We start from the raw sequence: 25,992 nt of genomic DNA on the forward strand, positions 1-25,992 counted from the left end.
GCGCTCCGAATTGCCTTCGCGCGCGCAATGCTGCGCTCAGGCAGGTCGTCGCGCATCCTCACTAGCGTGTATACTTTCTCGAGTTGCGGGCCTGTAGCTCAGTGGATAGAGCGTCTGCCTCCGGAGCAGAAGGTCGTGGGTTCGAATCCCATTAGGCCCACTTTTGATTTTCTACTTTTGGTCGTGCCTGTCTATTCGTTGCTTTTCGTGTAGTGTTTTGTAGAATATTTGCATATGCGCTGGTGCATTTAAAGAGTCATCGAATGCTATTGGGGTAGTATTCGCAAAAATAAAAGATATTTATCCATAGTTTGGAAAAGGGGAATACATAGTATGGACAATCAATGCGATTCGGATATAAAGAAAACATGTGCAATTAGTAAATTGCCTGTAAAGCTTTCGTCAATAGATCAGATAAAACATCTTAAGAAGCAAGGTATAACTTTTAACAAACAATCTAAAGATTCTGCAATTTCCTACCTTTCAATCTTCTCATATTATTTTGAGACTTGTTCATATAAAAAATTGTTTAGCAAGAGAGTTGGTGGATCTAGGGATGGCCAGTATATTGACTTGGATTTTGATCAATTATGCAAAATAGAGCAGCTTAATAGGATGTTTCAAATACTTTTGCTTCTAATAACTTTAGCTATAGAGCATGAGGCAAAAGTTAAGTTAATGAAAATGTTTACTGAAAATCCTGAAGAAGATGGATACTCCATTGTTGAAGATTACATGTCTAGTCTTTATAACGATGACCGCAAAATACTAATTGCTGAATTAGAACGACTTAAAGATGGGAAATATAGCAGAGAATCGGCGGCAAAGTATACAGGTGGAATGCCAATTTGGGTATTTGTTGAAGGTATTACATTTGGAACATTGTTAAGATTTTATCGTTTTTGCGCAAAAAGATGGGGTAGTAGAGAGATGCAGAAGGAGCATCACTTATTGTGCAGGGTAAAATCCGTGCGTAATGCTTGTGCTCATTCTAATTCAATATTGGATGGAATTACTGAAAAGAGTTTTGACAACGTGCTTTTGCTTGAAGAAGTAAGTAAAGCTATTGAAGCTGTAGGGTTCAATAAGCGTGCGAGGCGATCGAATATGTGTAATGCGAAGATGAAAGAAATAGTGATAACTGCATATATGTATAAGAGATTTTTGTCTAGGAATTATCAATGTGATGAATGCGTGAATGATCAAAAAAGCATTATTAGATACATTGCAGGAGGATTTATAAAAAAGGCATCTGAGTACACAAAAGAGTATGATAAAGCGAGTAAATTTAACTCATTGCTTGCTTTTATTTGTACTGTTATTGACAGTTGGATATGTGAAAGATAGAATTGAAAATGCTTGAAAACCTTAGGGTTTTGGGGGGCGGAAGTGCGAGAGTGCATCTGCCCCGATTTTTTTTTGCGCGCAAACGACTTTTTCTGTACACGGCTGCACAGTTTCTGTCGGATTTTCTTGCTGACGCGACGACCTGCTTTCGCGTTGCACAGTATATATAGCATGGCATATAGTGACGAATCTCACACAGTATATAGCGACGAAGCACACAGAATACAGCAGCGCAGCACACAACACACACAGCATATACCAGCACAGCATATAGCGGTGCGATGCATGCGTTATAACAACATGTAGTGCTTTGGGTTGGGGAAGTGGTCGGTTTTTAGACACGCCGAAGATGCGATTTTTGCGTTTTGGCGTCGGAAATTATGCGTTATAAATGCGTTTTACAGTAGATTTTTTAGCGATATTCGCGAATTATAGAAATTTTTTATATGCACAATTATAATACGTGTTTTGCTTGAAATTCTTCATGGGGGGGGGGTATAAATATTAGAGGCTTTTGGCAACCATGCTTGCATATAGGGCATAAGGGTATGTTATACTGACTACCTGTGGTTGGCTCTGTCTATGGTATTTGCAGTAGTGAGTGCACAAGATTTTAGTGCACCGAGCATTGGCATCGCATGCAGGTTGAGTGCGTGAAGTCTTAAAGATTAGAGAGTTGGAATTTGAGATATACTGCGGCTTGTGCAGCAGTGGAGGACTAGGAAGGCGAGAAAATGTTACCAGCAAAGTTCCGTGGATTCGCATCACGCGTGGGTCGTCTTGCGTCGCGCGCTTTGGTCTGGCGTAAGACCAGCGCTAACGACGCCGTTCGTACTTCCAGCACCGCAGTTATTTCTTCCACCAATGCCAATACTTTCGGCACTGCCAGCACTTCTTTCGACAAAGCAGTCATTTCCGACAATGCAGCCAATTCCGACAATGCAGCCAATTCCGGCAACGTCACCATCGCTCGCGCAGCACGCCCATCTCGCACTCTTCGTCGCGCGCTCTTCGCAATGTTCGTAGCCGCCGCCACCATAGTAACCATGCTCATAGTGCCGCCGATGAAAGAAGCAAAAGCGGCTAATGTTAGTTGGGATTACATTGGTAATGGATATATTTCTCCTAACTCTGTTGCGAGTTGGGATATATATAGGGATTTCGATGTTCAGCCTCCAGATATAAATACAATAACCGTTAATGGAAAGAAAAAAACAACCATCACTTGGAATGTTCTTTTTAACGCAAATGGATGCAGAATTAAAAAAATAGAAAACCCAAATGTAGATTGTGATGAAAATACTGCTCTACATGCGTATGATGGTAGACCTGATTTTTATCTTATTCTTCCAAAAAACATCAAGGATAATAGCATAAGAATTACAAGGTATCGTACAAAATTTGTTGGCTACAGTGGTAGAAACAAAAAGTTTGTTTGGGAAGAACGAGGCAAAGATCAAATACCAAGCGATTTTAATAGTTATACTAATGCTACGCGCTTACCAGGTGATAGTGATTATGAGAATTTCTGGAAAGCATCTATTGAAAAATGTGGTTTAGGTACAGATGCAACATGTGAAGTAGATACATGGCGTCGAGCTGGTAATTTTGGTAGGTTATTTAAATCTTGGGAACAAGATAACGCTGTAGATTCTATTCGCTGGATTGTTACTGCAGAAGTTGAAGAAGGCAGTGACCCTTATAAGTTACCTTTTATGGCAGGTTGGATTTCCTACTATGGAGATAAGCATAAGTTTACAGTTTTTGGTCCGTATGATCATGATGGCGACGGCATACCAGACTTGGAAGAGTTTAAGTATGGTTTAAATCCTAAAAATGATGATGACATCCAATTCCCAAAGAGGTCTAAAGAGGACGCTGTTTACGGTGAAGTTACTTCCGTGAAACCGTATATAAATACTGGTGAGTGGGTTGGTGATTCTTATAACGGCGATTTTAAATATTATAAGGACATGCCAAATCATGGGGGCAGAACTACGTCTGAGATGATTCCAACTGATGCTGGAATAGAATTTACGTTTAAAAAGAATGAAATTGGAAATAGTGAGATACTTCCGCCCGGTGTTACTAAGACGTATAATCCTAATAATATGCAGCCTGGTCAAGCCTATATTAATCCAAGAACAGGCGAGGTTAAGTATAGTCCTAAGGCTTCTGATAGAAACAAAACTATACATTTTGATGTTCAAATAAACTATCCTGATCCTAAACCTAACAATTGTAAAATGAACAATTCAATTGTGAAGGTCAAAGGCGTTGATATACACGTTGTTTCGCAGGCGTCCCGGTATAACCCTTACTATGACGATACTACAGTAAAAGCTGGTGAAGAAAAGAATTCTCCAAATCCAAAAGACAGGGGAGGGAAGAAATTCCCATCTGGCACTAAGTTTAAGGCAGAAATTTATAATAAGTATCAAAATCCACCAACTTGGGCAAAGATTAATAACGAGTCCACTGGTGTTGTCACTTTCCACCCAAATAAGTGGGTTCCTGCTTCTAAAACTGGTCAGCCTGAGAAGAGACCTGTAGTTGTGCATTATCCTGATGGTTCAACTTCGAAGGATAAAGATTCTGGTAATCATGGTGATCCAGTTAATGCTCCAGTGTATGTAACAAGAGATAACCCTGGCACTGGTGACTTGCAGCTCCATATTCATAAGAACCAAAATGGTCAAGAGATTGACTACAACGATGGATTCGTATTCCGCAAGAATCGTGAAGTTAAGCCACAACCATGGATAGATTCTTGGTCAGTGCAGGAACCTGGCGATATTACTATTCGCTCTGTGTGTGCTGATACTACAAATCCTCTGAATCTTAAGTTTTATCTTAACGGTATTAATGGAATAACAATAAATGGTGAAAAACCGTGGCCTCATGCTACTGATGAGGAACAAGAAAAGTGCCGAAATGGTCAGGGCTGTGCAGCAAACAAATTATTTGATAGCACAGGCAGAACCATGGAGCGTACGCGTGGTAGCATCACAGGAAAGCCACTAAAGGTTGGCAATTACCAGTGCACTGTGTATGCTTTGAAGCCTAAAGCTTTGAAGAAATTTGAGGATGCTGCTAAAAAGAACAAAGATATTGAAAAGCAAACCGGTTCTCCTACCAATATCATTAATCCGGATACCTTCAAGGGTTTAAGAGAAGATATTGATTATACATCTAGGACTGTGCCAATTAAGGTTCACTCCGACGCGCATTATTATAACCCTCAATACGATAAGGTATATGTGCAGGCTGGTGGTAAGTCTAAAGAATCGGCTGCTCCAGTAAGCCATTCTGGTGCTAACGGCGTGAAAGGTAATGACAAGAGTCAACAGGAGCTTGTGCAGAATGGTACTAGGTTGCCAAAAGGCACTTGGTTTGAGCTAAGAACCTATCCTAAAGATAATGAACATGTTCTTACATGGTATAAATTTGTCAATAAGCAAAGTAACAAGAAATCAGGCAAGGATGAGCCTGAAGATAGTACTACTGACGCTAGATATGGCAAAGTTACTTTTTCTCCAGAAAAAACTGTAATGCTTGGTGAATATTTTGCTCCTGTAATTGTGCATTATCCAGATGGTTCCACTTCTGAAGATCCGGATTCTGGTAATCTTGGCAAGCCTGTATATGCGCCTGTAGAGGTAACTAGTCAACCGATCCAAAAAAATGATTTAAAGCTCAATGTTTATTCGCAATATGGCGGAAGACGAATTGAAAACAATGATAAAAATGGTATGCGTTTCCGTAAAGATGAAGTGTTAGGCGACGCTACTGGTAACACTAAGCCAATGTTCTTTGACTCATGGTCAAGTGCTAAGCAAGGAAAAATTTATCAGCGCATGCTTTGCTATAAAAAGAATCCACAAACTGGTAAACCTGAAAGCTATGAGATTGATGGTATTAATGGTCTGACACTTGCCGGTCGAAAAGGTAATACTACAAGCGGTGAATTTATTGATAAACAACCATCACAATGGACAAGAGCTACTGAAAAGAATAAGTATGAATGTACGGTTCATGGTAAAAACTGCAACCGTAACCTTTACTTATACGGTGATGAGCATGATACCGTAGAGCGCACTTGGGGTTGGTTACATGGCAAGGTTAAGGAAAATGGCGACTTTGTGTGCACTGTGTACGCTATTAAAGACCTTGAAAATAAAGATGGTAAGCATGGTGATTTACAAAATAAGTTTGATAAAGCTGTAAATGACTTTGTAAAGAAACCTGCTGATCGCAAGTTTGAAGAGGTTATTAAATCAGTCTTAACAGATAAGCCGGGTAGTGAAGATAGTCCTCAAGAAGCCACTCAAAGGCATATCGATTGGGATTCGGTAACCTTCCCAATTCATGTGCATAGTGATGCTCACTACTACAACCCAGAGTATAAGACTATTAGCATGGAGGCTGGTACCAAACAAGCCACTGAGGTGCCTAAGAGCAAGAAGAATGCCAACGATGCTAATACGTTGCAAGACGATGTGCGCGAAGGTGATCTACCGGACGGAACTTGGTTTAAGTTTAAGAAATCTTTAAGCTACACATTCTTTGAGGATGATCAAGATAATAAAGCTGACTCTGGTGATTCAGCTAAGAATGGCACGGGTCAGTTTGGCAAGGTGACGTTCCGACCGCACAAGTGGTTCCCTGTTGGTTCTGACAAAGTGCAGGTTATTGTGCACTATCCGGACGGTTCCACTTCTGAAGATAAGGACTCTGGTAATCTTGGTAAACCTATTTATGCGAAGGTAGACATTACGCGATCGCATGATGAGGATGCTGGTAATTTACGGCTGAATGTTGGCGATCGTGAAGGTAGCGGCGACTGGAATGATACTACCATCAAACTCACTAAGGGCGAGGAACTTAGTACTTCTAAACAGACGACCCGTTGGCTTGATTCATGGTCCAAGTATAAGCCTGGAAAAATCAATTTGCGCACAATTTGCAATAAGATCAATTCAGACGGCACTAAGTCTCACTACCAGTCGGGCGGTATTGCCGGCATTACGATGCAAGACGTTAAAATTTGGAATCATACTGAAGATGCGTCAGCGCAGAAAGCTTGCGAGAAGGATGCAAGTCAGTGCCACCCTGATAGGCAGCTGTACGACGATTACATTGCAAATGGTAACTCAAAAGATACCACTGAGCGTACTCGTGGGTGGATTAAAGGCAAGGCTAACGAATCCGGCGACTACGAGTGCGTAGTTTACGCGATTAAAGCAAAACAGTTTAGTAAAGACAATAACGATTTGCTTACTAGATTCGATGCAGCTGTTGGCGCACTTAACAAAGATGCAAGTAAGAATAACACTGATCCTTTGAAAGACTTCAAGTGGAAGCTTGATGGTAATAACGGCAACAAAAACGCGGTTAAAGGTGTCGACTACGAGTATCGTTCAATACCAATCCACATTCACAACGACAACCACTTCTACAACCCGAAGTATGTTGATGTGAGCGTTACGGCTGGTCAAAAGGTTGAGAATGCTGTGCCGCAAAGCGTTAAGAGTGCTAACGGTGCGGATAAATACCAGGATGTTGTGAAGGCTGGTGCGCTTCCGGACGGAACTTGGTTTGAGTTTAAGGATGCCACAAACGGCTTTGAGGTAAATGCTGACGGCACTGCTGGAAACAAGGTGTCTTTAGACTGGTCGTATTGGGCTTCTAATAACGCTGCCGATAAAACCGGTGAGCAAAGCAATAAGCCTGACAATCCTTCCAAGCAAAAGAATGGCAAGCACAGTTCCAAGGATGACGGCACTCGCTACGGCAAAGTGACCTTCCACCCAGATCAATCTGTTGCTCCTAAAGCGTACTTGAAAGAGATTGTCATCCATTACCCGGATGGCTCCACTTCGGACGACTCGGATTCTGGTAACAACGGCAAGCCTGTGTATGCGAAAGTTACAGTTGGAGGCCTCAGTGGAGCTGACAAGGATCTTAAGATGACATTGCTAAGATCCCAAGACGCTGATCCTGTTCATGACACGCTTGGTAGTGGTAATTCTCTTACTGTTATGAGCGGCACGAGCCTTACTAAGAATCCGTATGTGCTCGCGTGGAGCTTGAAGGATCGTAGCAATATTTCATTGCGTATGATGTGTGCTAAGCAAGGCGAGCAAAAGTGGAGTCGCGGGCTTGACGATACGCTCAATATGCACCTGAACCAGAATTATGGCGAAAGTGTAAAGCCGTGGGCTTTTGCAAATGCTGATCAGCGAAAGTCTTGCAGTCAAGACAGTAAGAATTGCATGGCTAACTTGCTGTATGGCTTTACGAAGGATAAAGATCCGAACAGCATAGAAAGTGCTGTGTCTCGCAGTGAAGACGATATTGCTGGCGTACCTCAAAAGGCTGGAAATTACACGTGCGCTGTGTTTGCGTTGAAGCCGAATGCGCTGACGGTGTTTAATAACACTGTTAATGGAAGTCTTATTGAAGGTAACAAGTATTCGTCTACAAATATGCAAACAACTCAGCTTGCCGGCGTAACCGTTGGAAAAGACTGGAACAGAATTGCTGTTAATGTGACCGTGATCGATCCGCCTAAATTCGCTCTGCCAAAGACCGGCGGAATGAACTGGAACGTGCTGCTTGGTGCGTTTGCTGTGATTGGCACGGGCGTGATGGCGGCTGGGTTCTTCCTTGAGCAAACCAAGTGGGGGCGCGCGATGCTCGAGGCGTTGCTGCGTAAGACACTGCTTAAAGATTTTATTTGCAAAACTGCCAAAAAGCTTCGCGCTTTAAGGCGACGTAGCGAAAGGTGGCGATGCTGATGAAAATTTTCTGCAGCTTAAAAACTGCAGTATCAACGTTCCATGTGCTGGCAATGGCATTACGCGTTACGTAGTGATGGTACTTATTTCGGAGCATGGTTCGGATTTAATCTTGCTGCGCGCGGCGCAAATCGTAGCCGCCGACAGAGTTCATGCGGCTTTGCGATGACTCCGCCGACCGTGCGCAACACAAAATAAAACAATAAACGTATTTTCCTCAAAACCTGCCCACAAGGGCACTGATATAAAGGAGAAGAAAGTGAATAAATTCACTAAACAATGCGTGGCAGCATTCGCCTCGCTCGCAATGGCTGGCACGCTGTGCGTCGCCGGCGCCGTGGTGGCAAACAACGTGGCATTTGCTACGGGTAGTGAGAAAGCAGCTGCTCAGCTAGCACCTTGGTCTGAAGCTGGTAAGAAGCTGAAGGGTAAGATTACCATCAATAAGAAGGATGCATCTAAAAACAATGGACCTTTGCAGGGTGCCACATTTACCGTTCAGAAGGTTACTCTTATTAAGAGCGATAATGACCAGACTGGTCTTAGTGTAGATTTAACTTCTGAAGATGGCTGGACTAAGCTCGCTGCTAAAGTAAAGCAGCTTAATACAACACCTCTTGATGAAACCAAGCTTACATTAGATACCGTAAAGGAAAAGACTACCGATCAAACTGGTAAGGCTGAATTTGATAACCTTGATTTGGGCTTGTATTTAGTGAAGGAAAAGTCTGCTCCTGCTGGCTATGCAACTGATGTGAAGCCATTCTTCATGACTGTTCCAGAGATTACGCGTGAAGCCAGTGCTAAGAACAACACCTACACATATGAAGTGTCAGTTGCGCCTAAGAACACCAATGTTAAGGATAATGTAACCAAGACCGCTGATAATGGAAAGATTGTTGGTGCTGGTGATACATTGCCTTACACTATTACTGCAAAAGTAAACAAGAAGAAGTCCGATGCTGCTGATTCTAAGACTGGAATTACGAAGGATGAGCTCCAAGGTTTTGCTATTTACGATGACGCTGTAACTGCGGCATATGATTCTGTAAAAACTGACGTAGTTAAAGAAGTTAAGATTGAAGGTCAGCAGAATGCTATGACTGCTGATGATTACGTTGTGACTTCTTCCGCATTGACTAAGCCTGAAGATACAACTCGTACTCGCATCATGGTTAAGTTTAAGGATGCAGGTCTTAGAAAGATTGCAACTGTTGTGAATGGTGCAAATGGCGCTGATGTTAAAATTACTGTTAAGTTAGAGTTTAAGTTGAAAACGGATCTTTCTAATTTTGTTGGTTCCGATAAGAAGTTAGATAACAAGTCTGGCTTCGTTCCAGGTCACGGTGCCGGCGTTCCAGATACTCCAACTCCTGGCGGTGACGCAACAACTGAGTTCCGTAAGTTCCACATCAAGAAAGTTGATGCAACTGATAAAACAAAGCTTCTCAACAAGGCTGAATTCAAGGCATTTGCTGATCAAACTGAAGCTAAGAAGTGTGCTGCTGACCCAACTGCTGCTCAAGCTTGCGATAAAGCAATGGCGGGCTTTACTGACACAGCACAAACTAATACTGAGGCTACCATCACCACAACTGGTGTTGATAAGACTGCTAGTGGTGTAACTAAAGATTATGTTGCTAAGGTTACAGATGCTAACGCTAATAGCAAGATTTATCTTGTTGAGGTTAAAGCACCAGAAGGTTATGCTCGCTCTGAGCAGCCTCATGAAATTTCTTTAACTTCTGCTGAGTCTAATGCAACTGCTCAGGAAATTGAAATTGTGAACGTCCCAACCAAGGATAATGGTTCTTGGTTCAACCTTCCAAAGACCGGTGCTGCAGGCGTGATCATCTTCGCGTTGGCTGGCATGTGCTTGGTTGCTGTTGGCATGTTCATCTTCTTGCGCAACCGCAAGAAGGATGAAGAGCAGCAGGCTGCCTGATTGTAATTGGTGACTGCTGAGAAAAAAATCAGCAGTCACTGCTACATGAATGTAAATATCTGTTTGCATGGCATAAATATTGGAGCTGGGTGCGACTTGTTGCTCCCGGCTCTATATTTGTACGCTTTAATTGAACTAACTAGCGAGCGCAAAATCAATAAATCGTAAATCAAATCTAAATCCAACGAAAAACTCACGAAACGAGGAAGCATGAAATTAAACGATGCTGTTGCTAAAGTATATGCTTTCCTCAACAAAATCTCCCTGAATATCCCCATCGTAAGTAAGCTTCTCAAAAACCAAACAAACGCAACTCAAACTAACGAAACCAACTTAATCGAAACCAACTTAACCGAATCAAACGCAACCGAAAATAACGCAACTCAAACCCACGCAACCGAAGCAAAATCCACCGCAAGCAATCACAAATCTAAACAAAAATCTAAGCTCCGCCGCATCGTCGAGCCAATCGCATTCGTGTTGGCAGGCATTTTGTGCTTCAGTTACCCTGTTGTTTCAACGCTTTGGAATAATCGCGTGTCGAAGGAGATTTCTAACGCGTACGACAAGTATAACCACGATCAGGCTGGTGACGTGCGTCGCGCTCACATTCGCGCCGCGAAGCTTTACAATAAAACTCGCAAAAATATGCTTACCACGGATCCGTATGGTTCGGATGGGCAAAAAGACATAACTAACACGCCTGAATACAAGCGTTATCTTAAGGCACTTGAGGAGCCTATGGGCATTATCGGCATCGTAAAAATTCCGAAGATTGGCGTAAAACTTCCTATTTATCACGGCAGTTCGCAGGAAGTTTTAGCGCACGGCGCTGGTCATTTGTACGGCACGGATTTGCCGGTTGGCGGCAAAAACCGCCACACAGTTATTACCGCGCACACGGGTCTTGCGGATGCAACCATGTTCGACGATTTGGTGAATTTGAAGAAGGGTGACTATTTCTACCTCGACGTGCAAGGCGAAACTTTGCGATACAAAGTGTTCCGCATCAGCGTGGTTGAGCCACACGATATTAGTTTGTTACAGCGCGAAAAGGGGCGCGACTTGGCGACTCTGCTAACGTGTACCCCGTATGGCGTGAATTCGCATAGGCTTTTGGTGACGGGGTATCGTGTGCTGCCGGACCCTGTGAAGGTGCCGGGTGACCACGTGCAATGGCCGCTTTGGATGACGCTATTCGTGATTGCAATGGCGTTCTCATTGATTATTTTGTCCATGATGATTGCCGCGGCAACGTCTAAGCGATGGCGACAGCTCGACATTCGCGGCAAGCATTTGCTGGTACTTTCGCGCAAGATGCTGCGTAAGTTGCGTCGCGAGTAACGCAACGACCTGCCTGAGCGCAGTATTGCGCGCGTTTGGAGCGTCGCACAACGCTAATCCCTCCAAATGTGAGATAACGCTCGCACTATAAGTGCTCGCTTACGAAACTCGCGTTGGAAGTCCACTGTACTTCCAACTTGAGCGAGTTTCCGCTCCGAGTCGCTTTCGCGCGCGCTGTGCTGCGCTCAAGCATGTCGTCGCGCCTGCGTTTGGAGTGCTAAAGTAGCGCAAACCCTCCAAACGTGAGATAACTCTCGCGCGAGCGTAAAATTTAGGTCAGTTGCGCATATCGTCGGTTGGCTGAAAAATTTACGGTTTATATTGCGCAACGCACTAACATTAGTTGGTAAACCAGCAATATTTTTTTAAAAAACATTGTCAAAATGCAAGGTTGTTGAAAAATTCTGTAAATTATATGTTAACTACAGATTTTTTACATGTTACTTGTGGAAAAGTGTTTGCGAGAAAATGGCGTAATTTAGCCATTTTTTCTATCCTAAATACAAATTTTTCAAATTTTATTTGCTAAATTAACAAGTTAAAAAAATTTTTTCTCTTTAAACAAGTGCTAGAGTATATGAAAAATATTTTGTTGCACTTGCAAAAATACACCATTATTTGCTGTTTGCATGGGGGGGGGGGGTATATCTCTTATGCGATATTTAGCGGAAATGATTCAAACTAGCGTAACAAAAATATTTACACCCGCATGAAAAATTTTGGCAGCCAGTATGAAAGATTTTGGCAGCTGGCATGAGTTTGTGATAGCTAGAACCGAAATTTTTCCGGGATAATAACCACCATTTTGAAGGAGAGTATGTTTATGAAGTTCAAACGAACGTCATATCTGACTCGTTTAGCAGCATTAAGTGTGGCCGCGGCGACGCTTATGGTGCCGCTTGGTACAGTTCCTGCGGCATTTGCAAAAAATGATAATGAAACTAAAAAAGATGAGAATGCACTTGTCTCTAAGATGCTTGATTCATCTTTAAAAGATAATAGTGAGATTAAGTCTATAGAAGATTTACGCCATGTTAATCCAACTCTTGCTAAAGCTTTTGAGAATTACAGTAAAAAAGATCAATTTAATAAAAATTCAAATGCTCAAGTGACTGTTGTTGTTACGTTGAAAAATAATCATCCGAAACTCACGAATTATGACGAAAAAGCCAACATTCATGAGCAGAATGTTTTAATTAACCGCGTAAAGTCAAAGTACAATATGACGGTTCGTCGCCAAGTTGGTTATTTAATGAGTGCTTTTGAAGCTACTCTCCCTGAAAAACACGTTCAAGATTTGAAACGTGAGCCAGGTGTAGTTTCTGTCGCAAAAGAACGTTTATATCATCCAATGGAAAATACTGCACGTAATTTGCAAGGTGTGCAAGCTGCGTTTAAAAAATATCATCTTGATGGCACTGGTATGTTGGTTTCCATCATCGATACGGGCATAGATCCAACTCACCAAGATATGAAGCTTGATGCTTCAGCTAAGACGCATCTTCGATTACAGCCAACAGGTAAAGGCAACACTACTGACAAAGTGCCTGCAGGTTTCAATTACGCTGATGAAAATACTAATTTCACAGATTCGGGTGCGGAACAGCACGGTATGCACGTTGCCGGTATTGTGGCTGCTAACGGCGATGAGACTGGTGCTCCTGCATCTGAACATAATCGTGTTGATGGCATAGCTCCAAACGCTCAGCTGCTTGCTATGAAAGTATTCTCAAACGTGCCGGGTTCGCATGGTGCTCGTGATGTTGATATTGTTGCTGCAATCGAGGATTCTGTAAAGCTTGGTGCTGATGTTATTAACATGTCTCTCGGATCAGATAACGGTTTTGGTGGAACTTCTAATGCTACATCTCTCGCTTTAAAGAAGGCTCACGAAGCTGGTGTGCTTCCAGTTATTTCTGCAGGAAACTCCGGCTTGAACTTCTCTGAAAGTGGTGGCATAGACGATGTTCTAGGTAAGTGGGATGATGCAACTCTTGGTTCACCATCTTCTTATCCTTCTGCTTTCAGCGTTGCTTCTGTAGAAAATTCAAATATTACTCAGCAGTCTGCAAATTGGGTTGGAAAAGATGGCAAGTCACATACTTTGCCGTACAGCTATTCTATTGGTTCTTTAACGGATGCACTATCTCAGCATGAACTTGTGGATGCTAAAAAAGCTACTAAAGCTGATGTTAAAGATCTTGATCTTACAGGTAAATATGCTCTCGTAGAACGTGGCGATATCAGTTTTACTGAAAAGTTTAATAATGCGATTTCTAAAGGTGCTAAAGGTGTGATTGTTTACAATCACGACAAAGATTCATCCTTATTCATAGGAATGGGTGGATTGGACAAAATCAAAGGTTGCTTTGGTGCGTCTATTCCTCGTTCTTATGCATTAGAAATTAAAAAAGCATTAGATAATGGTGAGAAAGTAAAGATTGCTTTCACTGAACAATTCGTTACTATCGCCAATCCGGATGATGGGAAGCCTTCTAGCTTTACTTCTTGGGGTCCAACTCCAGAATTTGATTTTAAACCTCAAATTGCTGGCATCGGTGGTAATGTTTGGTCTACGCAGAATGGAAATAAGTACACCAGCATGTCTGGTACTTCCATGGCTGCTCCAAACGTTTCCGGTCTTTCAGCTTTGGTGATGGAAAGCTATAAGAAGCGTTTCCCTGATCTTAAAAAGTCTGAAATGGCTACTCGTGTAAGCCAAGCATTAATGAATACAGCAAGTATTATTGGACATAAAGATTCTGCAGATAGTAAGCAGATTCCGTATGCTCCTCGTCAGGTTGGCGCAGGTTTAGCGCAGGTCGATAAAGCTGTTGCTACTAACGTGATTGCAACAGTTGACGGCAATTCGTACGTGGCTCTTAGAAATGTGAATGCTGATCGTAACTTTACGGTTACTTTACATAATTATGGTAAGAATCCAGTAAAATTTGCTGTTCCAGATCAGGATGTGATAAATGAGTCTAATGAGGCCAATAAAGATACAGTAACCTCTATTAGTGATACTGAAACGTTGCAATCAAAAACGCGTGAAGTTATGGTAAAGCCTGGCAAAACCGCTGATGTTAAGTTTACGTTAAGCCCAAATCGTTCTAAAGGCAATCATTATATTGAAGGTTGGGCGCGATTTGAATCGCTTGCTGATACTCAGCCAGATGTTTCTGTGCCATATCTTGGCTTTGTTGGCGATTGGAACGATGAACCTATAATGGTAAAACCGGGAGAAAGCTATAGTGCAAGCCATAGTGATCTTACGACATCATTGCTTTCTGTAGCTGGTTTTATGGGTAAACTTCCGGTTAATAATGAAACGAAGCCTTATGTACTTGGCGAATTTTCACCTGCAAATAGAGATGGCTGGATGGATTATGTTGTTCCATCTATGGCTATATTCCGCGGTGCATCTGAAGTAAAATATTCTGTGTTGGATTCACATAATAAAACTAAGATTGTTCTTGGAACAGAACACAACGTGAATCGTTCTACTATTTCTAATGTTGGAGCAACCGATGGCTTAGCCGGAAATTTTGACGGGTCTGTGTGGAATCCAAAAACAAGTAGATTTGAAATTCTTCCTGACGGATGGTACACGTATCGTATTCAAGCTCGCTTAGGAGATAAGTTTGATTGGCAAACTTATGACATGAAGGTAGCAATCGATAATCATGGACCTAAAGTCACAGTATCTGATCGTGATGCTAACGGCAATGTGAAGATTGTTATTAGTGATGAGTTAAGCCCTGATCCTGGCGTACCAACTATTCATCTTCCTGGTGTAAAGGATGCCTTGAACTATGGTGATGAAGACACTCAATGCCCGTTGAATGAAGCAACTCGTACGCGAGTGTGCAAGACTATTCACATTGGTAATGAAGCTCAATACATAGATGTGCTTGTTCGAGACAATGCTATGAATTCAACTGAGGTTAAAAAGGTATTCGACACATATGCTGTGAAGAAACCGGATGGTTCAGAAGAATCTAAGAAGAACAAGAAGTTTATTATTCCAAATGAACAAAAACTTACTTCTCAACAAATTAAAGCTAATGCTCTAGAAGAAAGTAAGACCGACCCAGATATTAATGGTAAGTTCTATCTTGAGGGATATCTCACTAAAGATGTTGCTTCTATAAAAGCTTATGTGACTCCTGAAGGCGGTAAAAAGCAGGAAGTCAAATTAGCTAAAAAGCGCAAGGGTGAGAATACTTTCTATGCGTTTGTGCCACTGAAAAATGGTGAAAATACTGTGATGCTTAAAGCTTTTGATAGTAAGGGTGACCGTATTGGCAATAAGAAACTTGTTTTAAAGTTTAATGCACAAACACCTAAGATTACTGTTGATGGTCTTGACAACAAGGGTAATTTGCCTGTAGCTGCAGATGGTAAAGTAACTGTTGCTGGTAAAGTAACTGATACTCCTGGAGATACTGTAAAGCTAACGCTTAATTATCAAAAGGCTGCTGACAACACTACTGCAGCTAATGCAGTTGCTGGTTCTGTGAACAATCATGCTTCTGGTTCTGCCTCTGAATCTACTACTAAAGCTGTTTCTGGTGCTAATACAACTTCAGCAGCGAATATTAATGCAAATGTGAAGCAAGCAGATATAGCTGCAGCTAGTAAAGAAACTGAAGAAGTAGTAACTGTTGGTAAAGACGGTAGCTTCAAAACAGTTATTACTCCTGCCGCTAAAGCTGTTATGGTAACTCTTGTAGCTACTGATTCTGCTGAAAACACTACAACTATAGGTTTGGCTCTCGCTGGTCGTTCAACTCCTACGCCTAAACCTGCAGCTGCAACAAAAGATTTCATGCTTACTAATGCTGGCTCTATGGGTTCTTATGCGTGGTTAATTCATAAGAAGAATAATGGTCCAGACGTTATTGGCACTGATTACTTTGTTGCTCAAGGTGATGTGAGTTCCAAAGTGACTAGCGTGGTGTTTACTCCAGCTTCGCGTTTTGATGCTACAACTAAGAATCTTGTAACTCCAAACCCATTGCGTGCTGAAATTAAGAACGGAAAGTTTAGTGTAAAGCTTCCAATGCATCCGGGTATAAATGATTTCCGCTTGCAGGTGAACACTAAATCAACTGACGAAGATGCTGATGAAGACGATGAAACGAATGTAATCGATACTCCTGCAGCATTCTACTTCGACATTACGCCTCCAGCAGCACATTTCGATACTCCAAAACTGTATGGTCACACGTTGTTCACTAATCGTGACACAGTGACTTTCAGTGGAAATGTATCAGATGATGCTTTCGGTCAAAGTTTGCGAATTAATAATGATTCTGTAGGTGATTTCTACACTTTGGACACGAATGGTAAAGAAACAACTCGTCGCCAATTCTCAACTGACATTCAAGTAGACAATGGTGATAAGTTGCTGCTGCACTTAAGTGATCAGGTTGAATCTCATTTACTTGGTGTGATTCCAGTTGTTCTTGATGAAGTTGATCCTACTGTTAAAGCAGGTTTGGTTGAAGGCGAAGAAATCACTGATGGTCACGAAATTACTGTTAAAGCAGAAGATGATAATTTGAAGTCTTTGCGCGTTATGGTTGATGGTCATCCAGTAGCGTATACGGAAAATTATCTTCCAACTACAGCAGTAGAGGACACATTAGTGGATGTTTCTAAGGTTAACGATAATCCAACTCCAGATAAGCCAAGTTCTACAACATTAACGTTGAAGATTCCTACTAAGAAGTTGGTTGATGGTACTCACACTATCACTATTGAGGCGACCGATTTTGCTGGTAATACAGCAAGTGACGCAAGTAATAATGCAAATGGAGCTACTGCATATACATTCACGGTGAAGAATGGTGTGAAGCCTGGTGAGAATCCAACGAAGCCAAGTAATTCAGGAACCAAGGATGAGTCAACTCAAACTGATTCTGCACCAATTCCTCCTGCTTCTACAAAAAAGATCCAAAAGTCTCTTGCTGGATTAGAAACCAAGAATGTCACAGCTGGAAAGGAAGTAAAGATTTATGTTTCTGGACAGCCTGAAGCTGTGAAGAAAGCCAAATCCGGTGATCGCATGTATGCGTTCATTTACTCTGATCCTAAGGATCTTAAGGGTGAAGATGGTCATGAATATGTGACAGTGCATACTGATGAAAACGGTAAGTACTATTTCAAGGCTTTGATTCCTAGCGGATATTCAGGTAAGCACACAATCTTACTTATGGATGCAAATGGTAACCAGATTGCTTCTGGAGAGGTATCTGTATCTTCCTCTGCTTCTTCTGATAGTGGCAGCCAAACTGGTTCTGATAATAAGAATAATCAGAACCAGAATGGTAGCGGTAATGCTGGTAATACTGGTAACTCTGGTAATACTGGTAATAGCGAAGGTGGAAGCACGGGTCACGGTAACGGTAGTAGCAACAACGGTGGCAGCACTAGCGGTAATGCAAGCGGTAATACTAGCGGTAATACTAGCGGTAATGCCAGCGGTGATACCAACAATAATAGCCGCGGTGGTAATCATGGCGGTAGCCACAGCTCTAACCACGGCGGTAATCATGGTGGAAAATCCTTTACTACTGGAGGTAATTCCAGTAATAATTCGGAGTCGTCCTCAAAGGATGATGCGGATTCTACTAATGCGGGCGCATCCGCTGCATCCGGCGATGCCGCTGCCAATGGCAACGCAAGTTCTTCCAATGGCAACGCAGGTGCTGCATCTGGCAACGCTGCTGCAAAGCAGAAGGCTGCTGAAAAGGAGCAGGCTGACGCTAAGTCTGCCGCCAAGAAGATGACTTCTGATTTGGCGATGACTGGTAGCAGTGTGATTGGCATGGTTGTGACGTTTATGGTATTGCTTGCAAGCGGTGCTGTAACGTTTAAAACTCGCCGCCATCATACGCACACAAGCAAGTAAATAAACAAAATAAGTAAATAACATAAATAAACAAAGAGCACTTTTCATCTTCTAGTAAGATGGGAGTGCTCTTTTTGTATGTAATATATTTTGGAGAATAATCCATAGTTTGTTTTACATATTAATTTGCTTCATCATTCATTCACGTGGATACTCGTTCGCTCTCCAAATGCGAGACAAGTTCCCCGTATTTGGAGCAAAACACAACCTAAAACCCTCCAAATGTGAGAAACTTTCCTCGCTTTTGGAGTACCACACAAACCTACGTTTAGTAAACCCACCATCCAAAAACAACTGAGCTCTTGTTCTAAACAAACAAGAGCTCAATGAAATCACGTGTAGGAGCAACCTACACAGGTAAATTAGAGTCTACCACATCCCCTTAGAATTTGCGTTTGTCAGGTTATATTTCGTGGCGAATGTCAAACTAAATGTGCAATAATGTACAATATTTTCATGTCTGCTAATACATTTTTTACTTTGCAAGAAGCGCAACAATTTTGTGGCGTGGCTAGATTTAATCGTTATATGCGCGATGCAAATAACGATTTAGGTACAGCTATGCTTATATGCAAATCGAATCATGAATTAGCAGGAATATTGCATGAGCAGATTGGATACGTAGAAATATGCGTGCGTAATTCAATTGATTTAGAACTTCGTAAACTTGCGTTGAAAGAAAAGCAAAATGAGGAATGGACCAATCCTCTGTATACGCCAGATTTGGTTAAAGATTTGATTGAAAATCAAATCAAGCAAGCGAGAGAAATTGCAGTTCACTCGCATGATGGTAGAAGCGTAAATCATGATGACATTTTATCTAAACTCATGTGGGGAACATGGGTAAAGCTTGTTGGATCTTCGGAAACAAAAAATAGCAATCGCATTCAACAAAAACTTTGGAAAGATGCTGTAGGCAATGCGTTTCCATTTGTGAACTGTTCAAAAATGAATAAAGAGTACGATGAGGATAGAAGAATAATAGCAAAAAATCTTATTTATATTAAAGAGATTAGGAATAAAGCAGCTCATTTTGATAATTTATATAACATAGCTAGGGGAAAGAGGAATCTTACGAACGCACTGTTTACGCTACTTCATGCGGTTAATAAGTTGTTTACAACTGGATGGATTGATCCCTCAAAAATACGTAAAGCTGCTAATAAATATTTGGAACTGATGATTGGTGTTGATGAAGTAAACGGTATGAAAGCAAATGCGTAAGTTGCGCGAACTGCCTGCCTGAGCGCGCGCAATGCTGCGCTCAAGCAAGTCGTCGCGCCCGTGTTTGGAGGGCTTTGGTGGGTTTTTGCTCAAATCGAGGTAACGCTCTCACCGTGTAAAGTTTCGGTCAGTTGCGCATATCGTCGGTTGGCTGAAAAATTTACGGTTTATATTGCGCAACGCACTAACATTAGTTGGTAAACCAGCAATATTTTTTTAAAAAACATTGTCAAAATGCAAGGTTGTTGAAAAATTCTGTAAATTATATGTTAACTACAGATTTTTTACATGTTACTTGTGGAAAAGTGTTTGCGAGAAAATGGCGTAATTTAGCCATTTTTTCTATCCTAAATACAAATTTTTCAAATTTTATTTGCTAAATTAACAAGTTAAAAAAATTTTTTCTCTTTAAACAAGTGCTAGAGTATATGAAAAATATTTTGTTGCACTTGCAAAAATACACCATTATTTGCTGTTTGCATGGGGGGGGGTATATCTCTTATGCGATATTTAGCGGAAATGATTCAAACTAGCGTAACAAAAATATTTACACCCGCATGAAAAATTTTGGCAGCCAGTATGAAAGATTTTGGCAGCCAGTATGAAAGATTTTGGCAGCTGGCATGAGTTTGTGATAGCTAGAACCGAAATTTTTCCGGGATAACAACCACCATTTTGAAGGAGAGTATGTTTATGAAGTTCAAACGAACGTCATATCTGACTCGTTTAGCAGCATTAAGTGTGGCTTCGGCGACGCTTATGGTGCCGCTTGGTACAGCAAATGCTAAAGACAATAGTGCTGAGAACAATAATCTCGCACAAGTTGTAAATCAAAAGAATAAGAATAATAAAACAACCAAGTATCTTGATCCTAAGATTGTCAGCAGAATAGTTAATAATCCATTTAATAGGACTGGTTCTTCCAATAAGCCTGTAACTGTTATTGTTACTTTGAAGAAACAGCCAAAACTTCCTTCGAAACAATCTGAAAACAGTAATAAAGCTGACCAGAATCGTCTTATTGGAAAATGGTCTTCAAAATATGGCATGACAGTACGTCGCCAATTTGGTTACCTGATGAATGGTTTTGAAGCAACATTACCAGCTAACAAAATTGCGGCTTTACGCCACGAACACGAGGTAGCTTCCGTTGCAAAAGAACGTTTGTATTACCCTCTTGAAAATTATGCTCGCGGTTTGCAGGGTGTGAATGAAGAATTTAAGAAGCGTGGACTTGATGGAACTGGAATGCTTGTGGCTATTATCGATACGGGCATAGATCCAAGTCACCATGATATGAAGCTTGATTTCAAAGCTGAAAAAGCTCGTAAGATTAAGAACACATTCCCATCTAATGGTGTAAAGTTCACTAATAAAGTTCCTGCGGGCTGGAATTATGCTGATGAAAACTACACTATTACAGATAGTGGTGCAGAGCAGCATGGCATGCACGTAGCTGGTATTGTGGCAGCTAATGGTGATGATGAGAATAAGCCAGCTGATAAAAACGGTCATATTAACGGCATTGCTCCAAATGCTCAGCTACTTGCAATGAAAGTATTTTCGAATAAGCCGGGAGCGCACGGAGCTCGTGATGCTGATATTGTTGCCGCAATCGAAGATTCTGTAAAGCTTCATGCCGATGTTATTAACATGTCTCTCGGCTCAGATAACGGTTTTGGTGGAGCTTCTAACGCTACATCTCTCGCTTTAAAGAAGGCTCGCGAAGCTGGTGTGCTTCCAGTTATTTCTGCAGGAAACTCCGGTTTAAGCTTTTCCACATCTGGAGGAACTAATGATGCATTAGGAAAGTGGGATGATGCAACTCTTGGTTCACCGTCTTCTTATCCTTCTGCTTTCAGCGTTGCTTCTGTAGAAAATTCTTATATTATTCAAACCGCTGGTTCATATACGGATAAAGCTAATAAGACAACTGAGATTCCTTACTCTATAGCCTCAGGAAAAGCTGATGGTAAAGAACATGAGATTGTGAATATCGGTCTTGGCAAAAAAGATGAAGTTAAAGATTTGAATCTTCACGGAAAGTACGCTTTAGTTGAACGTGGCGTAATAGCATTTAGTGAAAAATTCCAGAATGCTATTGATAAGGGTGCTGATGGTGTAATCGTTTATAACAAAGCTGGCGATTCAGCACAGTTCCTTGGCATGGCTGGAGTTGATAAGTTCACATGCTTTGGAGCATCAATTCGTCGTGAAGATGCTTTAAAGATTGTTGATGCACTCAAAGCTAATGCAAATGGTACAGTTAAGGTTTCCTTCTCTGATAAGACAATGGGCATTGCAAATCCTGATAAGTTGCATCCTTCTAGCTTTACTTCTTGGGGTCCAACGCCAGAACTTGATTTTAAGCCTCATATTGCTGGCATCGGTGGTAACGTGTGGTCTACTCAGAACAACAACAAGTACACTAATATGTCTGGTACTTCTATGGCTGCTCCAAACGTTTCCGGTCTTTCAGCGTTGGTAATGGAAAGCTATAAGAAACGTTTCCCTAATCTTTCTTCAAAAGATCGTGCTACTCGTGTTGAACAAGCCTTGATGAATACGGCTGAGATTCTCAATAATTCCAGCAATGTACCATTTGCTCCTCGTCAAATCGGCGCTGGCTTAGCTCAGGTTGATAAAGCTGTTGCTAATAACGTTCTTGCAACAGTCGATGGTAATTCATACGTGGCTTTACGTCAGGTTAATGGAGATCGTAAGTTCACTGTTAAATTGCATAATTATGGAGATAAGGCTGTAACTTATGAAGTTCCTAAACAAAATGTTGTTAATGAATCTAATAATGCTAATGCAGAAACGACTACCTCTATTAGCTCAGAAACATTAGCTTCTTCGACTAATACGGTTACAGTAGATCCTAAGTCAGAAAAGGAAGTAGAGTTTACATTAACTCCAGACGTGACTCGCGACCATTATGTTGAAGGTTGGGCGCGTTTTACTTCAAAGACCTCTGGGGAACCAGATTTGGCTGTTCCATATCTTGGCTTTGTTGGCAATTGGGATAAGGAACCAATTCTTGTAAAGCCTGGTGAAGAGTATCTTAAAAATGCAATTAATATGACTACTTCGCTTATTGCTGAAAGTTATTTTGGTGATGTGCAAGTTAATGATGAAGCTCCTGATCATTTAGAATTTTCTCCAAATGGTGATGAGTTATTTGATAAGATACGACCATCACTAGCATTATTCCGTAATGCAAGTCTAATACAGTATTCTGTTTTGGATAATTCTGGTAAGACTGTTGCAGAAGTAGGAGAGGAACATGACGTTTCTCGTTCTAATTTCTCAGAATTATTACGCGATCCAAGAGCATTAAATAGTTCTGTTGAATTTGATGGAACTATTTATGATAAGACATCTACTGATATCGCGCATTGGAATAAGAAGCTTCCTGATGGCAAATATATTTATCGAGTAAAAGCTTGCTTGACTAAGGATATGTGCCAGACGACTGATATGCATTTTAACCTTGATACTAAAGCTCCAACCGTTACAATTAGCGAACCTGATAAAGATGGTGAAATTACCATTACAGCTCATGATGAGTTAAGTGAAACATTGAGTGAACCAGGTGTAAGAGTTAATGGTAACAGTGATTATATCAAGGTTGATGAGAAGGACTGCAGTGAAACTCATGACGCAAATGGCTATACTCGCACTTGCAAAGTTAATGTAGGTAAGGATGCTTATTACGTCAATGTCAGTTTGCATGATGGAGGTTTCAATGAAACCAATACTTCCAAAGTGTTTAAGGGATTTGCTAATAAAAAGATTCTCATAAATAATGAGGTTAATCTTAAGAATATTGGCATTAAGGATGTCACTGCTAAAAAAGATAACGGTGTTGATAAATACAGCATCGAAATCTCTGGACGTATTGCTGATGGTTGCAAGGATGTGAAAGCTTATGTTCAATCAGGAACTGAAGCAGAAGAAGAATTAGCTGTTAAGACAGATGATTCTGAATTTAGCTTTACTGCTCCTATTAAATCAGGTGCTAATACAATAAAAGTTAAGGCAAAAGGTTCTGATAATAAAGAAGTGGTTGAAACTCTTGTAACTAATTTCGACGAAAATGCACCAACAATTAAACTAACTAATGCAGATAGTAACGGGAATGTAACAATTGACCAAAATGGTGCAGTAGAAGTTAAAGGTGAAGTTAAGGACGATACTACTCCAAAGCAGAAGCTCACGCTTACTGTTAAGTATAGTAAGGATGAGGTTGTTGGCGGTGAAGTCCAGACTGAACAAGTGGAAGAGCCTGTAAATGTTGCTACTGATGGCTCATTTACTGTAAAAGTTACTCCATCTGCTAGTACATATTCAGTTACCTTGGTTGCTAGTGATGGAGTTAACACAGCTACTCAGAATGTAGGTTTTGCTAATCGCGTTATACCAACAAAGCCAAAGCTTTATAATATTTCACTGAGTAATGCTAACGGCTTAGAATCATACAACTGGATTGTTCCTGGAAATAGTGGTACTTCGCTCAATTCATTTACTGCAAAAGGCAAAGTAAGTAACAAAGCTACAGAAATGCTATTTACAAAAGCTAATCGAGTTAAAGATGATGGTTCGGGGTATGAGGATTTTGATCCTATAGCTGCAACAATCACTAAGTCCACTAATGCAAATGCTGATTCTACATTCACGGTAACTCTGCCAATGCATCCTGGAATAAATGACTTTAGGATGATTGTCAAAGAGGGAAGTGATGTGGTATTAGACACTCCAGTTGCTTTCTACTTCGACAGACAGGCTCCAGAAGTAATGTTTAGTACTCCAAAGTTGTATGGCGGCAGAATATTTACTAATAATGACACTGTGAAATTCAAGGGTGTTATTAGTGATGATTTTGCTGGCTATACTCTTAAGATTAATAATCTTATTGCTTCAGACAACTTCAGTACTGATTCTAAAGGCAAAGAAACTAATGCTCAGAGCTTCGATAGAGATGTTGAAGTTAAAAATGGAGAGTTTGTATTAATCCAAGCCATCGATCAGATGTCTAGCGCACTGTATGGTCGTGCTCCTGTTGTTGTTGATAAGGATGCTCCTTCTGTGACACTTGGAATAAAGGACAATGATCATGTTGAAGCAAATCGTAAGATTTCTGTAACAGCTAAAGATGATCATTTGAAGTTATTGCGAGTGAAGATTGATGGTAAAGAAGTAAATCATGCAAGTAATGGTCTTAAAGAAACGGATATTAAGCTGAGTAAGAATAATCCTTACGATGCTACTTTTGCCGATCTGAAAGATCTGAAGGATCCGCTGAAGGTAGATGTTGATTTCAATTCACTTTCTGCCGGAAAGCACTTAATCACAGTTGAAGCTGTTGATTATGCTGGTAACGTTGCAACGAAGAATACTTCCGCAGAATTCGTCGTTGAAAAGAAGTCGAATGATGGTCATGGGAACGATCATGGTTCCTCCTCTGTAACTGTCAATCCTCCTTCCGTCTCAACTCCAGCACCTAAAGCTCCTGAATCTATCGCAAAGCTAGATCAGTCACTTAAGGGAATCCTTGTTGCTGGTGAACATATGAATGATGTTGTTCGTGCTGGTAAGAGCAATCCTGTGAAGTTGTATTTCGCTGGCATGGATGCTCCTGCTAAGGGTGATGCTGGCTCTAAGTCTCACAAGACTAAGGTCTCTTCTGCCATGAGCAAGTTCATCAAGGAACTTAAGAAAAACAAGGTTGCTTACGCTTATGCTTACATGTATTCTTCGCCTGTGTTATTGAAGGGCGCAGATGGATCTAAGTATGTGAAAGTAACTTTGGATAAGAATGGTCAACCTCAGTTTAATGTTGTGATTCCAGCTGGCTACTTCGGTAAGCATACGATTGTTTTGCTTAACGATAAAGGTGAGCAGCTTGCTTGGGCTAACGTGTGGGTTATTGCTGAGAATGCTACAGCGTCCGATGAAACAGATGCAGAGATTAACCTGAAGTATTCGGAGCTTCATTCTGGTACTGGATTCGGCAACGGATTAGGTGCTGGTTCTGGATTTGGCACATTTACTGGCACTACTTACGTTGGTACAGACGGAAATGCCTCCAGCGAAAGTGGCAACGCAGGTGCTGCGAATGCTAACGCTGCTGCAAAGCAGAAGGCTGCTGAAAAGGAGCAGGCTGCCGCTAAGTCTGCCGCCAAGAAGATGACTTCTGACTTGGCGATGACTGGCAGCAGTGTGATTGGCATGATTGTGACGTTTATGGTGCTGCTTGCAAGCGGTGCTGTAACGTTTAAAACTCGCCGCCATCATGCGCATGTAAGCAAGTAAATAAACAAAATAAGTAAATAAATAAACAAAAATAAATAAACAAAGAGCACTTTCATCTTCTAGTAAGGTGGGAGTGCTCTTTGCTCCTTTTTTATTAT

7 protein-coding genes and 1 tRNA gene are annotated in these 25,992 nt (G+C 41.2%); all 8 read left to right on the top strand.

The window, feature by feature from the left end; all coding sequences use genetic code 11:
• Positions 1 to 87: 87 nt before the first annotated feature.
• The 8 genes from HXT37_RS02220 to HXT37_RS02255 all read left to right on the top strand — a co-directional run bounded on the left by HXT37_RS02220 (position 88) and on the right by HXT37_RS02255 (position 25,894).
• Positions 88 to 160 (top strand) — tRNA-Arg (locus HXT37_RS02220).
• Between the two features lie 173 nt (positions 161 to 333).
• Positions 334 to 1,347, top strand: a complete 1,014-nt coding sequence (locus tag HXT37_RS02225) for an Abi family protein (protein WP_012913921.1) — start codon at positions 334 to 336, stop codon at positions 1,345 to 1,347.
• A gap of 734 nt (positions 1,348 to 2,081) precedes the next feature.
• On the top strand, positions 2,082 to 8,147 hold the full coding sequence (locus HXT37_RS02230; protein ID WP_421779679.1) for a Rib/alpha-like domain-containing protein: 6,066 nt from the start codon (positions 2,082 to 2,084) through the stop codon (positions 8,145 to 8,147).
• Positions 8,148 to 8,406: 259 nt separating this feature from the next.
• Positions 8,407 to 10,092 (top strand): SpaH/EbpB family LPXTG-anchored major pilin, encoded by a 1,686-nt coding sequence (locus HXT37_RS02235; RefSeq protein ID WP_415692923.1) that lies wholly within the window; start codon positions 8,407 to 8,409, stop codon positions 10,090 to 10,092.
• 210 nt (positions 10,093 to 10,302) lie between these two features.
• Positions 10,303 to 11,436 (top strand): class C sortase, encoded by a 1,134-nt coding sequence (locus tag HXT37_RS02240; RefSeq protein WP_102155371.1) that lies wholly within the window; start codon positions 10,303 to 10,305, stop codon positions 11,434 to 11,436.
• Positions 11,437 to 12,259: 823 nt separating this feature from the next.
• The gene (locus tag HXT37_RS02245; RefSeq protein ID WP_421779682.1) at positions 12,260 to 18,355 is read left to right on the top strand and encodes a S8 family serine peptidase; all 6,096 of its coding nucleotides are present in this window, start codon (positions 12,260 to 12,262) and stop codon (positions 18,353 to 18,355) included.
• A 441-nt stretch (positions 18,356 to 18,796) separates the two neighbouring features.
• Positions 18,797 to 19,579 (top strand): Abi family protein, encoded by a 783-nt coding sequence (locus HXT37_RS02250; protein ID WP_285089557.1) that lies wholly within the window; start codon positions 18,797 to 18,799, stop codon positions 19,577 to 19,579.
• A gap of 693 nt (positions 19,580 to 20,272) precedes the next feature.
• Entirely contained in the window at positions 20,273 to 25,894 is a 5,622-nt protein-coding gene (locus HXT37_RS02255; RefSeq protein ID WP_421779684.1) for a S8 family serine peptidase, read from the top strand.
• Positions 25,895 to 25,992: the final 98 nt, after the last annotated feature.

Source organism: Gardnerella sp. DNF01151, assembly GCF_049244235.1.
Taxonomy (GTDB): domain Bacteria; phylum Actinomycetota; class Actinomycetes; order Actinomycetales; family Bifidobacteriaceae; genus Bifidobacterium; species Bifidobacterium swidsinskii.